Source organism: Bacillus sp. FSL K6-0138 (genome assembly GCF_037982765.1).
Lineage (GTDB): Bacteria > Bacillota > Bacilli > Bacillales > Bacillaceae > Bacillus > Bacillus glycinifermentans.
Genome location: NZ_CP150286.1, coordinates 3,705,658 through 3,721,314, shown reverse-complemented (window position 1 = coordinate 3,721,314; position 15,657 = coordinate 3,705,658). Strand labels below are relative to the sequence as shown.

15 protein-coding genes and 2 pseudogenes are annotated in these 15,657 nt (G+C 42.9%); 13 read left to right on the top strand and 4 right to left on the bottom strand.

What is annotated here, in order from left to right; translation table 11 throughout:
• Window positions 1-4 precede the first annotated feature (4 nt).
• Window positions 5-1,135: a DEAD/DEAH box helicase gene (locus MHB78_RS19675; protein ID WP_046130385.1), complete on the top strand. Its 1,131-nt coding sequence runs from the start codon at window positions 5-7 to the stop codon at window positions 1,133-1,135.
• A 48-nt stretch (window positions 1,136-1,183) separates the two neighbouring features.
• Here the strand turns inward: MHB78_RS19675 and MHB78_RS19670 are convergent, their stop codons facing one another.
• Window positions 1,184-1,558, bottom strand: a complete 375-nt coding sequence (locus tag MHB78_RS19670; RefSeq protein WP_046130384.1) for a DUF3212 family protein — start codon at window positions 1,556-1,558, stop codon at window positions 1,184-1,186.
• A gap of 191 nt (window positions 1,559-1,749) precedes the next feature.
• On the opposite strand from MHB78_RS19670, the gene MHB78_RS19665 reads away from it, so the two are divergent.
• The 6 genes from MHB78_RS19665 to MHB78_RS19640 all read left to right on the top strand — a co-directional run bounded on the left by MHB78_RS19665 (window position 1,750) and on the right by MHB78_RS19640 (window position 8,272).
• Window positions 1,750-2,097 carry a general stress protein gene (locus tag MHB78_RS19665; protein WP_046130383.1) on the top strand — a complete coding sequence of 116 codons (348 nt, stop codon included), beginning with the start codon at window positions 1,750-1,752 and terminating at the stop codon, window positions 2,095-2,097.
• Between the two features lie 99 nt (window positions 2,098-2,196).
• Window positions 2,197-3,633 (top strand): anion permease, encoded by a 1,437-nt coding sequence (locus tag MHB78_RS19660; RefSeq protein WP_046130382.1) that lies wholly within the window; start codon window positions 2,197-2,199, stop codon window positions 3,631-3,633.
• Between the two features lie 292 nt (window positions 3,634-3,925).
• On the top strand, window positions 3,926-4,345 hold the full coding sequence (locus MHB78_RS19655; RefSeq protein ID WP_046130381.1) for a hypothetical protein: 420 nt from the start codon (window positions 3,926-3,928) through the stop codon (window positions 4,343-4,345).
• Window positions 4,323-5,036 (top strand): ABC transporter ATP-binding protein, encoded by a 714-nt coding sequence (locus tag MHB78_RS19650; RefSeq protein WP_231947425.1) that lies wholly within the window; start codon window positions 4,323-4,325, stop codon window positions 5,034-5,036. The genes MHB78_RS19655 and MHB78_RS19650 overlap by 23 nt, the downstream gene beginning before the upstream one ends.
• Window positions 5,037-5,048: 12 nt before the next feature.
• Window positions 5,049-7,610 carry an ABC transporter permease gene (locus tag MHB78_RS19645; RefSeq protein ID WP_046130379.1) on the top strand — a complete coding sequence of 854 codons (2,562 nt, stop codon included), beginning with the start codon at window positions 5,049-5,051 and terminating at the stop codon, window positions 7,608-7,610.
• A gap of 83 nt (window positions 7,611-7,693) precedes the next feature.
• Window positions 7,694-8,272 (top strand): VanZ family protein, encoded by a 579-nt coding sequence (locus tag MHB78_RS19640; protein WP_046130378.1) that lies wholly within the window; start codon window positions 7,694-7,696, stop codon window positions 8,270-8,272.
• A 45-nt stretch (window positions 8,273-8,317) separates the two neighbouring features.
• Here the strand turns inward: MHB78_RS19640 and MHB78_RS19635 are convergent, their stop codons facing one another.
• Window positions 8,318-9,100: an MBL fold metallo-hydrolase gene (locus MHB78_RS19635; RefSeq protein WP_046130377.1), complete on the bottom strand. Its 783-nt coding sequence runs from the start codon at window positions 9,098-9,100 to the stop codon at window positions 8,318-8,320.
• A gap of 146 nt (window positions 9,101-9,246) precedes the next feature.
• Here MHB78_RS19635 and MHB78_RS19630 point away from each other — a divergent pair.
• From MHB78_RS19630 to MHB78_RS19605, 6 genes and pseudogenes are all read left to right on the top strand, one after another.
• A pseudogene (locus MHB78_RS19630) lies at window positions 9,247-10,032 on the top strand (MBL fold metallo-hydrolase).
• 123 nt (window positions 10,033-10,155) lie between these two features.
• On the top strand, window positions 10,156-11,799 hold the full coding sequence (locus tag MHB78_RS19625) for a M14 family metallocarboxypeptidase (RefSeq protein WP_046130376.1): 1,644 nt from the start codon (window positions 10,156-10,158) through the stop codon (window positions 11,797-11,799).
• A 122-nt stretch (window positions 11,800-11,921) separates the two neighbouring features.
• Window positions 11,922-13,019: a nitric oxide synthase oxygenase gene (locus tag MHB78_RS19620; protein ID WP_046130375.1), complete on the top strand. Its 1,098-nt coding sequence runs from the start codon at window positions 11,922-11,924 to the stop codon at window positions 13,017-13,019.
• A 15-nt stretch (window positions 13,020-13,034) separates the two neighbouring features.
• A pseudogene (locus MHB78_RS19615) lies at window positions 13,035-14,068 on the top strand (glycosyl hydrolase family 18 protein).
• A gap of 62 nt (window positions 14,069-14,130) precedes the next feature.
• On the top strand, window positions 14,131-14,553 hold the full coding sequence (locus tag MHB78_RS19610; RefSeq protein WP_046130374.1) for a hypothetical protein: 423 nt from the start codon (window positions 14,131-14,133) through the stop codon (window positions 14,551-14,553).
• 26 nt (window positions 14,554-14,579) lie between these two features.
• The gene (locus MHB78_RS19605; protein ID WP_164918137.1) at window positions 14,580-14,711 is read left to right on the top strand and encodes a DUF3885 domain-containing protein; all 132 of its coding nucleotides are present in this window, start codon (window positions 14,580-14,582) and stop codon (window positions 14,709-14,711) included.
• Window positions 14,712-14,729: 18 nt separating this feature from the next.
• On the opposite strand, the gene MHB78_RS19600 is transcribed toward MHB78_RS19605, so the two are convergent.
• A complete protein-coding gene (locus MHB78_RS19600) occupies window positions 14,730-15,368 on the bottom strand; it encodes an SdpI family protein (RefSeq protein WP_046130373.1) in 639 nt (212 codons plus the stop codon).
• The gene (locus MHB78_RS19595) at window positions 15,365-15,649 is read right to left on the bottom strand and encodes an autorepressor SdpR family transcription factor (protein WP_046130372.1); all 285 of its coding nucleotides are present in this window, start codon (window positions 15,647-15,649) and stop codon (window positions 15,365-15,367) included. The genes MHB78_RS19600 and MHB78_RS19595 overlap by 4 nt, the downstream gene beginning before the upstream one ends.
• Between the last annotated feature and the right edge of the window lie 8 nt (window positions 15,650-15,657).

Sequence of the window (15,657 nt, the reverse complement as noted above, 5' to 3'; positions counted from 1 at the left end):
AAACATGACAGAAAAATGGCCATTTTTAAATAAAGCAAAACCGTTTATTAAGGAAAATTGGGAGGCGTCGGGCTTCCGTGAACCGACCGATGTTCAAAAAAGCACGGCCGGGCTTATTTTGGACGGGCGCGACGTGATCGCCGAATCGCCGACCGGAACGGGAAAAACGCTCGCTTACATACTGCCTGTATTGGAAAAACTGGACGCCGGTCAAAAAAACGTCCAGGCTGTAATCCTTGCCCCTTCCCGCGAGCTCGTCATGCAGATTTTTGACGTCATCGTTGAGTGGAAAAAGGGGTCTGACATCAGAGCCGCTTCATTCATCGGCGGAGCCAATATAAAGAAGCAGCAGGAAAAGCTGAAAAAACATCCGCACATCATTGCCGGCACGCCGGGGCGGGTGCTCGAGCTGATCAAGATGAAAAAGCTGAAGATGCATGAAGTAAAAACGATCGTCCTTGATGAGACGGACCATCTTCTTACACCTGAGCACCGCGGCACGATTCAAAGCATCATCAAATCGACGTTGCGCGACAGGCAGCTTGTCTGCTTTTCAGCGACGTTAAAAGAGGATGCCGAACGCGAGCTCCGCGGGATGACGAAAGACGCTGAACTGATCAGGGTGAAAAGAAAGAGTGAAGAAGCGGCAAAAATCAAGCACCAATTTCTCGTCTGCGACCAGCGCGATAAAATCAAAATTCTGCAAAAGTTTTCAAGGCTCAAGGGAATGCAGGCTCTCGTGTTCGTGAAAGACATCGGCAATTTAAGCGTGTACGCCGAAAAATTGGCTTATCACCATGTCGATGTCGGAGTCCTGCACAGTGAAGCGAAAAAGCTCGAACGGGCGAACATTCTCAAGGCGTTTGAAGCAGGCGAGTTTAACCTGCTTTTGGCAACCGACATCGCGGCGCGCGGCATCGACATTCAGCAGCTGCCATATGTCATTCATGCCGATTTGCCGAATGAAGAAGGCTATATCCACCGCTCGGGAAGAACGGGTAGAGCCGGAAGCGAAGGAACGGTCATCAGCCTTGTGACCCGCGGCGAAGCAGAGCGGCTGAAAAATCTAGCGAAAAAGCTCGGAATCCGCCTTCAGAAAATTGTATATGAGAGAGGACAAATCATCGAAAAATAGGGGGCCTAAAAAGCCCCTCTTTTTTATGTTTTCAGGCATGGCCGCTTTTTACGGATTCAGCGTCTGATGGAGGACCGATTCAGGGAGGAAAAGGTGATATATGTCTGCATCCCTTGTATTTAAGAGGTATTGATTGGCGTTTGCCTTGGAGCCGTTAAGCATGTCCTTTGTGACAAAAGGAAGCAGGGTGAACAGATATGAAGCCAGGATGTCTTCCGTGCTGCCGGCCGTTCGCTCTTCGGGATCGCCGATGTTCATGATGATCGAAAAGATAAAATCAACATTGATGCCGAACCGTTGGGCCGCAAAGGTTTCAAAAAGGTGGGTATCCGAGTCTTCATGACCTTCCAATAGGAAAATTTGTTTGAGCAAATCGCTGATGATCCATGCGTTGTATTGCTGTTCCGGCGAAAAATAATTCAAGCGGAATCACCCCATTTTCGATTGATCTTCTTTTACTGTACCTAAACGAATCCGATAACAAACATATTTTCTGAAAATCTATAACAAATGTAATATTGATACAAGAATGTCACGCAGCGCATTTCGTTGTTTAACCGGGTGCCGATGGGGTAAGTCATAACTACAACATGCAACAAAGGAGGAGATTTTAGATGAAACCAGTTGTAAGGGAATATACAAATGATGAAAAGCTGATGAAGGATATCAACGAACTCAAGGAGATCGGCGTCGCCAGAGAGGACATATACGTTCTTTCACATGATGACGACAGGACGGAAAGAATTGCGGAAAACGCGGACGCCAATACGATCGGTGCAGAGGAGACAGGCATCAAACATGCGGTGGGGAATTTCTTCAATAAAAAGGGAGATGAACTTCGCAATAAAATTCATGAAATCGGCTTTTCAAAACAGGAAGCGGAACAGTTCGAAAAGCACCTTGATGAAGGAAAAGTGCTCCTGTTTGTAACCGATCATGATAAAGTGAAATCCTGGGTTTAAGACAGGCTGCCGACTGTGTCGGCAGCTTATTTTTTTTCATGAACCGGTGAGAAAAGGGCAAAGTAAAAAGAAATACAGATCTATAGGAGGAAATATGTCGTGACAAAAGAAAAAGATCCGGAAAAGAAACCGGAAGTTCGCTTCATTCCGTTGATCATCACGATTGCAGCCGGAATCATCATCTGGTTCATACCGGTGCCCGCCGGACTGCACCCGAAAGCGTGGCATTTATTCGCGATATTTGTGGCGACGATTATCGGCTTCATATCCAAGCCTTTGCCGATGGGATCGATCGCTATATTCGCCCTGGCGGTCACGGCTCTCACCGGAACGCTGTCAATTGAAGAGACGCTGAGCGGATTTGGAAATAAAACGATTTGGCTGATCGTCATTGCGTTTTTCATTTCCCGCGGTTTTATTAAAACAGGCCTTGGAGCGAGAATCGCCTATATGTTTGTCAGGGTGTTCGGCAAAAAAACACTCGGGCTCTCGTATTCGCTGCTTTTCAGCGATTTGATTCTCGCACCCGCCATCCCCAGCAATACTGCTAGAGCGGGAGGCATCATTTTTCCGATTATCCATTCTTTGTCGGAAACGTTCGGTTCAACGCCGGACAACGGCACAGAGCGGAAAATTGGGGCCTTTTTGCTGAAAGTCGGCTTTCAAGGAAATCTGATTACGTCTGCGATGTTCTTGACGGCGATGGCGGCGAATCCATTAATCGCAAAACTCGCACATGATGTGGCGGGAGTGAATATGACCTGGACAAGCTGGGCGCTTGCTTCGATCGTTCCCGGAATCGTGAGCCTGATCGTTACGCCGCTTGTCATTTATAAATTGTACCCGCCCGAAATTAAAGAAACACCGGACGCTGCGGGCATTGCGACAAACAAGCTGAAGGAAATGGGACCTTTTAAACGATCAGAATTGTTCATGGTCATCGTCTTCTTCCTCGTCCTTTTTCTGTGGATATTCGGAAGCCGCGCCAATATAGACGCCACGACGACGGCTTTGATCGGTTTGTCAGTCTTATTTTTGACACAGGTGCTGACATGGGACGATATTAAAAAGGAGCAGGGTGCATGGGATACGCTTATATGGTTTGCGACTCTCCTCATGCTTGCGTCCTTTTTGAATACGCTCGGAATGGTCGGCTGGTTCAGCGATATGATGAAGTCTTTTGTTTCAGGTTTCCCATGGATGACAGCCTTCCTCGTGTTAATTCTCGTCTACTTTTATTCGCACTATTTCTTTGCCAGCGCAACCGCCCATATCAGCGCGATGTATTCGGCGTTTTTCGCCGTTACCGTAGCCGCCGGCGCGCCGCCGCTTTTATCGGCCTTCGCCCTCGCGTTTTTCAGCAACCTGTTCGGCTGTACGACGCACTATGGCGCAGGAGCGGCACCCGTCTTTTTCGGCGCCGGCTATATCCCGGAAGGAAAATGGTGGTTTATCGGTTTCATCCTGTCGCTAGTTCATCTTGTGGTATGGCTCGTTGTCGGCGGCCTGTGGTGGAAGGTGCTGGGGATGTGGTGAAAAGAAGGGCAGGAGCTTGTCCTTCTTTTTATGTTCATATTGACACAGTTGATTTGAAATACACAATTTATGGTCTAGAGACGCATTTAAATTAAAAGCTTTGGAATTAGGGCCTCTATCATAAAACCCGTTTTTTATGAGTTTTTCTTTGAAACAAATGAAGGATAATAAAAATCCAATTTTTGTATTGACTTATATTGATTTACATATTAACCTAATATATGACAGATCTGTTTTTTTTTAAGTTGGCCAATAAAAGAAGAAAATTAAAAAATGGGAAGAGGGGATTATTATGAAAAAATTTTTAAGGAGAAAGAAAATATTAGTCACTTTCTCTATTATTGCTTTGGTCTTTATTTTCGGCTTTAGTACGGCGAGTTTAGCTTATAATGAACCGTATTCTTTCAATATCCGAACTGCAGTAACTGGAGCCTATAAGCATAAGCTAAGCAATAAATCTACCACCATAACTGCTAATGCAAAAACTATCAAGGCTGAGACTGGTGAAACTCTACCACAAACCCATAAATATACTGTAACAATTAGCAAGGGGATATTTACTAGTTACAATACCGGCAGATTAACCACAGGAAAAAGTTATAGCAAAAATGTAGGGAAAGTAGCTTCGGGAACGTACAGAGTTAATGTTACGAAGCATACATATTCAGATTATGGAATTAATATAAAAGGTGGAGGAAGGATTAAACAATAGAAAGATTATGAGACAAGATAATAGAATTATAATATCGACAAATCAAGTAACAAAATCATATGGGGAGGGTGCTTCATTATTTTATGCGTTGCACCCTACTACTCTTTCTATAAGCAAGGGTTCAATCAATGTAATATTGGGAAAAAGCGGATCAGGGAAAACAACTTTGCTGAGTCTCCTTGGTGGCATGGAGGATCCTACCAACGGCCATGTATGGTTTAAACAGCAAAATTTTTATAAATTAAATGATGCTGAACAAGCTAATATTAGAGGCAATAATTTTGGTTTCATTTTTCAAAATTATCATTTAATACCTGAGATTTCAGTGTTTGATAATATTATTCTCCCTCTAATGATTAATAAAAAGAAAAAAGACATTTCGGATATTAAAAAACTGACAAATATTTTGGGAATTGGAAACAAGTTAAAATCCTTTCCTTTCCAACTATCAGGTGGTCAGCAACAAAGAGTCGCTATTGCAAGAGCAATGGCCAATGATCCAGAAATCATTTTTGCGGACGAGCCTACTGGTAATTTAGATCGAAAAAATGCGAAAAAAGTTATTGAACTTTTAGTTTCTCTATGTGAACAATTTGATAAAACATTAGTGATTGTTACACACGAAGAAAACTTGATAGAAAGGCCAGATCAGCTTTTTTTTATTGAAGATGGACGAGTTAAAACTTTATAAAGGTGTTGAAATATGTTTTGGGTTAAATTAGCTTTCAAGTCATTGTTCCATAGAAAAAAAATATCTTATTTAATGGTTTTTGTTATCTTTATATCTATGGTCTTTCTTATTATGGTGAACAGTGCGACAGAAGAAATTCTGAAATACACAAAAGAAAAGGCCTATGAAAAATATGGTGAACATCATGCTATAATTAACAATCTTAATGAAAAGGAGTTCAAAGAATTAAAAGGAATACATAGTATAAAAAAAGGAGGAGGAATTTTTTTAGTTGGTTATACGGAAGATTTTAATGATTCTGCAATCGGAGCATCTATTGGATGGTTTGACAAAAATGCTTTAGAATTAGGGCATATCCATATTTTACATGGGAGGATGCCTGTACACAAAAATGAGATTGCTATTGAATCATTTTTAACTGAATCTTTTAAAACAGATGACGTTATTGGAGAGAATGTTAAACTAAAAATAGGTGCTATTGAGGAAGATTACCAAGTAGTAGGTGTTGTGAATAACTATTCATCTAATTGGTCTACTCCAATAAATATAGAAAAAGGAAAGAATACATATCCGAATATCTTTGTAAGTCCGACAATACTTAATGCAAAAAAGCACATTGATATACAAAATAGTCTTATTTTTTCTCTTCAAAATGAAGATGTAGATAGGATCGAACAAGAAATAAATGAAAATTTCGAAAAGCATTTGTCAAGTGTTGAACAATTATATGAAAACGAGAATCTTTTTAATGAAGGATATAAAAACTATAATACCATTTTTCACATCTGTTTGTTTTTTTCAATTATTCTAATATTCGGTTCGTTATGCTGCTGTTTTCGAATATTTGAGGTTTTCTATAAGAATTACCGAAAAAAAATTGCGATACTGAGATCTTATGGAGCAAAAAAACATCATATAAGGCTTCTTGTTTTTTTTCAGATTACCAACATTGTTTTAGTGAGTTTCTTAATATCTTTTCCAGTTGGGACATACTTGAAAAAGATATTAAATCATCAAACATATGTTACTGATAGCTATAGTTCTTCACCTCTGCTGGAATCTACTCTGTTCGTCACGATTTGGCTCATCGTATTATTTTTTTCATTATGCATAACAGCATTAATTTTAACGGAAAAAATAAGCAAAGAAACAATTCAAACGAATTTAAAAGGGAATCCTCTTATAGTAAAGGGATACCGTGTTTATCAATTTATCGAAAAATTTCCTTTTAAATTGAAGTCTTTAGTGATTCAACTTGCGTTTCGATGGAAATCTTCCATATTATTTATTGTGATACTGTCTTTCTCGATCATGATTTTTTTCTTTACCCAGTTAATTTCCGAAGAAATAATTGATAAACCCGAAGAAACAACACCGGATTTTATACTTTCATCTAAGCAATTGACTGCTGAAGAACATGTAAATGGCTATGCAATAGAAACCAATCAATCTGTTTCTTTTGATTATAAAAGTGTGGAAGATCTTCAACGCATGCCAGGAATTATTTATATTGATAAAGTTCCAAACTCACTAGGGAGTACCTTACTTTTAACTAAACAACAGCTTTCACCATACATTAAATATTGGATGAGTAACTATAAACTGGAAAATATAAATGTTGAGATATCTGAGGATACAATTGATAATTTAATACCAAATAATCTTATACCAATTCCTAATGTGGATATTGTATTAGTGAATGACAGTGAACTTAAACAACTTAAATACATGTATAATTTCGAAGAAAGTTCCATTGGGAAATTAAAAAAATCCAGGTCAGCCTTTATTTTCTTTCCTGAAATAAATCAAAAAGGAATGAATAATAAAATTATAAATGGAGACGAAGTGAAAATTGGTAGGATTGCTTTTACCTCTAATGAAAAAAAACTAGCTTTTGAAAATTGGGATTTTAAGATAGAACAAATCATCTTGTCTCCTTACATGATGCAAAAAAATCAAATTTCTCAAGAGCGTGAAGGAATTACAGTTTTAATTTATGAAGAAGTAGCTAAAAAATTTTGGGTTTTTGATGGCTATAAAGAATTGAAAATATATACTGATCATTCTATTTCTAATCAAAAAAAGAAGGGGATTATTAATAAAACGAAACAAATGGTGGCCTCAATTCCTGGAAGTCTTTATTATTCGGAAACAGAAGATAATAAGAGGATTGAATCAATTTCAAATTATCTTTCAATATTAGGAACTATATTATTTACGGTTACTGCATTTTATTCTGTTTTAACATTAGCTGCAACAATCTATTCTAGAATCATTCAAAGACAAGCTGAAATTGCAATTAATCGAGCCTTTGGAAAAAGTGTCACAGCAGTTTTTAAAGAACTAATAATTGAAATGACTACCTATTTAATTTTAGCGTTTCTTTTAAGCGGAACAATAATTCTTTTTCTTACATTTTCAATGCCTGAAAACCATAATATTTATAATTATCTTAAATATTATTTTTACTCAGTTGCTTTTACAGGCACTTTATCCTTGATTTCACTATCTATTTTATTTTTCGTATTGAAAAAAATAAGTATTTCTGACGCTTTAAAAGCTAAAGAAGAATAGTTTGGTAAGTAGTGTTTATGAGCTATGGTGAAAATCAACAAAACTTGATAGTATAGTGACAAAAAATAAGGGTGTGGATTTTAATGTTCTGGTCAGTTGATTTAATGCTGCTCGGTTTCATGTTTGCAATCGTCTACTTTTTGTATGACATTGTCAAAAACCGAAAAAAGACAAGTTTTTTTAGGAAAATGGCGTTTGCCAGTTTTATTGTTTATTTGAGCTTTGTTTATCACTATACGTTAGGCGGGATCAACATTCCGCCGCAGCCGGCATACGCTCAAATGAACATTCAGCTCATTCCATTTTATTTTGTCGCTGAATGGATGCAAATGTATCAGCAGAGCGGATTTGACTGGTTTTTTTGGAATTCCGTCAAGCTTACATTTTTTAATATTTTATTGCTCATTCCTTTAGGTGTGTATCTTTCCGTTCTATGGAGAAAAACTTCGCTTAAAAAAGCGGCAGTGTTTGTTTTTTTGACAAGCTTTTTGATTGAGAGTCTCCAACTTGTGCTATCTGTGACAGGATTAATAATGGCGAGAACTTTTAATGTCGACGATTTAATTCTAAATACGGCCGGCGGCGTAATTGGTTTTTGTCTGACATCTTTAATGTTTGGAGCAAAAGGATCAGGTTCCCGCAGGAAAGGTCTGCATTTTTGAATAAAGCGCGAAAGATGATTCTCGCAAGGCAATCATCTTTGTTACTTAAAACCGAAAACTCAGGTTTTTAAATCGATGAATGCCGGTGCCATGCTTGACCAGCCCGTGTTTCTTCAAGTGCCATGCCGCATACCAGGCTTCCTGTAAAATGACGGGATCAAGCCCCAGCTGATGGTGCCCGCCGAAAACCTTCCCCACACGCCTGATGGCCGAAATTTTTTCAAGCAACTCAACCAAGCTGGCCGGATCTGTCGTCGGGTAAAAAGCGTAGATGGGAGCTCCGGTATACAGAAGGTCTCCGGTGAACAGATAACCGTTTGCGGCGTCAAAGATGCAGATATGGCCCGGGGAATGTCCTGGTGTATGGTAAATGACGAGCGGCCTTGAACCGATCTCGATGATGTCGCCGTCTGCCAGAACACCCGTCGGTTCACCTGTGTACGGCGTATAGCTTTCAGGATCGAACGTGTCAGGGACGGGTTTTGTAATATCGCGTGACACGTCTTTTCGTATTTGTTCGATTGGAAGACCTTTTATTCCGCCGGCGAGCCAATCTTTCTCAGCTTCGTGTACATAAATGCGCTCATATTTCCCGTGGCATCCGATATGATCCCAATGCACATGGGTGGTAATGACGGTAACCGGCATGCTCGTCAGCTTGTCGGTTATTCTTTTGATATTGTCAATCCCGAGTCCTGTGTCAATCAAAGCGGCTTCTTTTGTTCCGAGTAGCAAATAGGAGTGAACATTTTCCCAATGTCCGTATTCACTGATCGCAAATGTCTTCTCATCAAGCTTTGTCACGGTAAACCAGCGATCCTCCATCACTTTCCCGCCTCCCAGCTCTTTTAAAAAAACTGTACCATGCCACCCGCCGGCCGGGAAGCCGCCCCTTCGATGCAAAAATACTCATAAACACACCGGAGTAAGCACACACTAACGCTGAAAAATTTTGTAAAGCGACGGTGATACAAGTGAGCGATTCTTATATGCCCCTGACCTCCGTGAATAGCGGGGTCTGCAAGGAATATGCAAAAGGAGTTTACGGATTAACGGTTCAGATTGTCAATGTGTTTTTTATCCTCGCGCCTTCAGGTGATGCGGTGCTGATCGACTGCGGAATGCCGAAATCGGCATCTTTCATTATCAAAGAGGCGGAGAAGCTGCTTGAAAACGATCGTCAGCTGAAGGCGATCATTTTGACGCATGGGCATTTCGATCATGTCGGGGCGCTGGAGGAGCTGTTGGATAGATAGCAAGTTCCCGTTTATGTCCATCCGGAAGAAATGCCGTATGTAACGGGAAAGGCCGATTACCCGCCGGCAAAGCCTGAGGCGAAAAGCGGGCTGGTCGCAAAGCTGTCCCCTCTCTTTCCGCGGCATTCGATCGATGTTTCGTCAAGGGCAAATCCGCTTAAGGAAGACGGCTCAGTTCCGTTTTTAGAAGACTGGAGATGGATTGCTACCCCGGGCCATATCTCGCTTTTTCGCGAATCGGACAAAACGCTGGTTGCGGGTGACGCCGTCACGACGGTTGAACAGGAATCCCTTTTTGAAGTTGCGATTCAAAAACAAGAGCTGAACGGGCCGCCGGCGTATTTCACGATGGACTGGTTAAAAGCGGGGGAGTCGATTCGAAAGCTGGCTGAGCTGAAGCCCGCCTCATTATTGACCGGACACGGCGTGCCGATGAAGGGAACGGACTTTTCGCAAGAGCTTTCGAGCCTGGCGGACAGCCTTCCCGCTTCACAGGGATGGTAAGAAAAAATTACCATAACAACACGTGTTTTTATGCATCAAATGATTCATTTTCTGACTTTTTTGACAAAAGGAGCGGTTGTTTCATTTATAATGCAGATATGCTGTGAAAGGAGCTGAGGAAAGATGAACATTCAAAAAAGGGTACAGGCTTTGTTTGGAATTTCTCTTTTGTTGGGCGGACTGATGCTGTCCGGTGTGGTCCATGCTGCTGACACCCCTTATTATGGAAAGTTATATACTCAGCCAGAACAACTGTCTTCATTATATCCGGAGCCTCGGGCAGCGTTTCAAACTCCGGCATTCGTAAAGGATGATGAGGCATTCACGACACAGGAAGAAATGATGAGGTTTATCACAAGACTGACAAAAAAGAGTCCGAATGTCAAAATGAAAAATATCGGTTTTTCAATTGAGAAAAGAGCGATTCCGGTTCTGTACTTTACAAAAGACGACCGCATCCTCTCCGTATCCAATAAACCGACGATATGGCTGGAGGCGCAGATTCACGGCAATGAACCGGCCTCAGGCGAATCGGCTCTGGCCATCGCTGAAAAGCTGGCCGGACCTTACGGCGACAAGGTGCTTCAAAAAGTCAATGTGATCATCGTTCCGAGAATCAATCCTGACGGATCGTATCAGTTCACTAGAAAGCTTGCGAGCGGCATTGACGCAAACCGGGATCATGTGAAGCTTGAGTCGCCCGAGCTGCGTGCGCTTCATAGAGAATTCAATAAATATTCTCCGGAGGTCGTCATCGACGCACACGAATACGGCGTCGGCCAAAATGAATTTCAGAATATCGGAGAAAAAGGCGCTTTAAAATACCACGATCTTTTAATTTTATCAGGGAAAAATTTAAATATACCGGAAGGAATCAGAAGCGCATCTGACAGCCTTTTTGTAAACGGCGTCAGAGAAAAGCTCAGTGAAAAAGGGTTTTCAAACGATTTCTACTATACGACAGGGAAAACGGAAGACGGAAAAATAGAGATCTATGAAGGAGGACCGGAAGCGAGAATCGGACGCAACGCCTTTGCTCTTCAGCCGGCTCTTTCATTTCTTGTCGAGAGCAGGGGAATCGACATCGGCCGCGAAAACTTTAAACGTAGGGTGGCCGCCCAAGTGACGACGCATAAAACGATCATAGATACGACAGTCAAGCATGCGGCGGAAATCAAACATCTTGTCGCCTCTGAAAAATGGAAGCTGATCCAAAAAGGAGCGAAAGCCGATGACAAGGACCAGGTGGTCATCAAAAGCGATTTTGCCGGACCGTTTAAAGACACGCTGAAAATGGCTGACATCGCTTCAGGGCAGGCGATTGACGTCCCTGTTCAATATTACAACTCAAGCCAAGCTGTTCCCGTCCTTTCGCGAACGCGGCCGGTCGCCTATCTCGTCCTCCCCGGACACGAGGACATCGATAGAAAACTGAAAGACCAAGGTTTAAAAAGCGCGGCATTGCGGTTTAAGCAGAAACTTTCAGCAGAAGCCTATCAGGTCACCTCAAAAGAAACGGCCGGAGAATCAGAAGGCCGTCCTGTGGTTCAAGTTGAAACGGCGCTCAAACACGTGAAAAAAGAATTTCCGAAAGGCACAAAAGTGTATGTTACGGCACAGCCGCAAACGAATCTGCTGTCGATCGCGCTTGAGCCTGAATCGGTTGACAGCTTTGTAAGCACAGGCTACATCTCCTCTGAAAAAGGAAAAGAGCTGCCTGTCTATCGCTTTATGCTTGATCAAAAAGCGCTTCATTTACAAAAATAAACGAAAAGCATCCGTCTTGACGGCGGATGCTTTTTAACATTTATTTCAGAAAGAAAGGTTTTAAACCTCAACGGAAACCGATAAAATAAGAATCAATTGGGAGCAGGAAGGGGAGGAGTCATTTGGAAAATCGTGAAGCGCTTTGGATGGAAGCAAAGAACTTCATTGAACAATGCTATAAAGAATTGTCTAAATCAGCCGAAGAAATGAAGGAACGTTTACATACAATCCGGGAGGACATCATCAGAACGGGGAGCTATTCGCATCAGGCAGAAGAGCTGGAACACGGAGCAAGGATGGCCTGGAGAAACAGCAGCCGCTGCATCGGAAGGCTGTTCTGGAACTCTCTTTCCGTCATTGACAGGCGCGATGCGGAAACGGAAGAGGAGGTTCGGGACGCGCTTTATCATCATATCAAATCGGCGACGAACGACGGGAAAATCAAACCGTTCATCACGATTTTTCCTCCTGAGGAAAACGGCAAAAAAAAGGTGACGATTTGGAATCACCAGCTGATCAGGTATGCGGGATATGAGACGGAAAACGGCATCATCGGGGATCCGGCTTCAATCGATTTGACTAGGGCATGCGAGGAGCTTGGCTGGAGAGGCGAAAGAACGCATTTTGACGTGCTTCCGCTTATTTTTCAAATCGATGGCAAGCCTCCCGTCTGGTATGAGCTGCCCCGGTCGATCGTCAAAGAGGTGCCGCTTACACACCCTGACATTGAAGCGTTTAAAGACCTGGGACTGAAATGGTATGCTGTGCCGATCATTGCGGATATGAAGCTTGAAATCGGGGGAATTCATTATAACGCGGCTCCGTTTAACGGCTGGTACATGGGCACGGAGATCGGCGCGCGCAATTTAGCCGATGAAGACCGCTACAATATGCTCGGGAAAGTGGCGAACATCATGGGCCTTGATACTGAGCGAAATGCTTCATTGTGGAAAGACCGGGCGCTCGTTGAATTGAACACGGCCGTGCTTCATTCATACAAACAGGCAGGCGTCAGCATCGTCGATCACCACACGGCGGCAAGCCAGTTTAAACGCTTTGAGGAGCAGGAGGCAGAAGAGGGGCGCGAGCTGACGGCAAGCTGGACGTGGCTGATCCCGCCGCTGTCGCCGGCATCGACCCATATTTTCCACAGCCATTATGAGAATAAAACCGTAAAACCGAATTATTTTTATCAGGATAAGCCTTATATCGAACAGTAAAAGGAGACTGCAGCAATGAAAAAACACCTTTGGCTTGGCGCCGCTCTGGCTGTTATGTTGTCCGTTTTGACTTATACGGGAGCGGAAGCAAAAGGGGCAAAAATCGTACTTGGTTATACGACGGGGGAGACGGCATCATACCGTTCGCTGACGAGTTATCACAGCTATCTGAACGCGATAGCGCCTGATACGTATGCGTTTGACCAAAAAGGAAACATCATCGGAGAGACGCCGAAAAACCAGCTGTCGTATGCAAAAAAGAAAAAAATAAAAACGTGGGCGGTCATCTCCAATATAATGAATCGATTCAAGACTTTGACGGGAACCTGGCGTCGCGCGTCATGACAAACAAAACTGTGCGCAAACATTTTGCCGCCCGGCTCGTCAAGCTTGCCAAAAAAGAATCGTTTACCGGAATCAACATCGACTTTGAAGCGGTAAAACCGGGCGACAGGGCCAAGTATTCGAGCCTCATTCAATACGTGGCAGGCGTACTGAAAAAGAACAAGATCAAAACGATGGTATCGGTTCCTGCCAAAAGCGCGGATAATCGAAATGATGACTGGAGCTGGCCGTACGACTACGCAAAAATCGGCAAATATGCCGACTATATGCAAGTCATGACATACGACGAACACGGCGTTTGGGGCAGTCTGGGATCAGTCGCCGGAACGAACTGGATCAAGGGAACGTTACAATATGCGGTAAAGACGATCAAAGCGAATAAAGTGATCATGGGCATTCCGTCTTACGGGAACGACTGGGATCTGAAGGATCATTCGAACAGCAAATTAAAACAGTGGAATGAGCTTGCGGCGCTCAAAAAAAAGCTGAAGGCAAAGCCTGTTTACAACAAAAAATCGGGCTCCATGATGTTTTCTTATAAGGACGCAAACAAACATAAGCATGTCGTCTGGTATGAAGACGAAAAAACGATTGCAGCGAAGAGCCGCCTGGCCAGGCAGTATAAAATCGCAGGTGTATCCGTTTATTCTTTAGGACACGAATCAGCGTCGTTCTGGAAGGCGGTTCAAAAAGGAATGAAATAAACGTTGAAAACGGCTGTCCGAAAAAAACGGGCAGCCTGATTTATGCCCGAAGGAGCTGTTTTATGAAACACGATATTGACTTATTTATGGAACGGAATTTTATGGGAATGCACTTAAAACCGCCGTTATTCTACAGATGGCCGTACGGGATTCGTTTTGAAATCGCAAAGCCTTGGGCAGATCATGAAGAACCGGACAACCTTCGGCAGATGAAAGAAAGAAGCCTTGCGATATTCAACCGGGTGTTTTCAGCCGCCGATAACATGCTGATTGCCGCGGATATCACCTTTGGGCAAAAAAAGCGGATGAACCTTTTTAAAAAATGCGTGAAGCAAAAAACGATTTTAAAGAGGCTGCAGCATCGGGGGGACAGCCGTTTTTATCTTCGCTGCACGAAGGGCGATATCCGCTTCGGCAACTGCTGTCCGTCATATGCGCCAAAGATTTTTCGAATCCGGGATACGATTTTGACATCTATTTTTTGAATGCCTCGCGGAAGATGGTTTTCCATTTGTATGATGACCGGGGTTGCGATGTGATCGCCGCTCGGAAAGAAGACCTTGAGCCGCTGTACAGCCGGTTGAACGAATGGATTTTAGACGTTGACAGGGACCGGATTGATCGATTATTTGCAAATAAATAAGACCGGTTAAAACCGGCCTTATCTGTTCATGCCGTTTTCTTTTCGGAATAGCATGTACGAGTAGATATACGGCGCAAAAACGGTAATCAAAATAATCGGCAGAATCACACCTGGACCGATGGCAAACAAGCCGTCAGCTATGATGAAGATGCCTGCGACGGTAAACACCTTCGCCCCGAATCTGTGGGTTTTTTTCCAAATCTCATCACTGCTCAATGTCCAAGGGTTTTTAATGCCCATAAAGAAATTGGGACGGACCCGCGGAAGGTAATTGCCGATTACGATCAGAAGAGCCCCAACAAGGACCGGGGCGATGCTCCGGGTCGGCAGATCGTATCCGAGTCCGGACAGCACCATCAATAGATTGATCAAAGAAAAGATCACCATCATCGCATTGACGAGAATATCATACGTTTTTGAAAACAGGCGGTAGTTTTTCTTGCGGGGGTCGATTTTTGGCGTGACGGCCATCAAGCCGTACACAACGACAAGCAGTCCCATCGCAGTCAGCATCGCTTCCATTTTTGGGGCATAGCGGTCGACTTCGCCTGAGGACGACCAATGGATCGGGACCTGGTCGGCCATGTGCGGGTACGCGAATACCCAAACCAACAGATTGATGATCATTATAGATAGCGGAAATATGTGCTTCTTCATTTTGCATCTCCTTCGTCTTTTCCATTTTGTTCAGTAAAGCTGAAAGCCCAGCTGATAATATCTTGAAACATCGTCGTATTCAGCGAGTAAATGATGAATTGCCCTTTTTTTTCATCCTGAATTAATTCGGCCTGTTTTAAGATTTTTAGATGCTGGGAGATACTCGGCTTTGACATTTGAAAATGGCCGGCGATTTCACCGGCAGTCATGTCCCGTTCTTTCAGCAGATTCAATATTTTTCTCCTAGTCGGATCGGCCAATGCTTTAAAGGTTTGATTCATGTTTAACA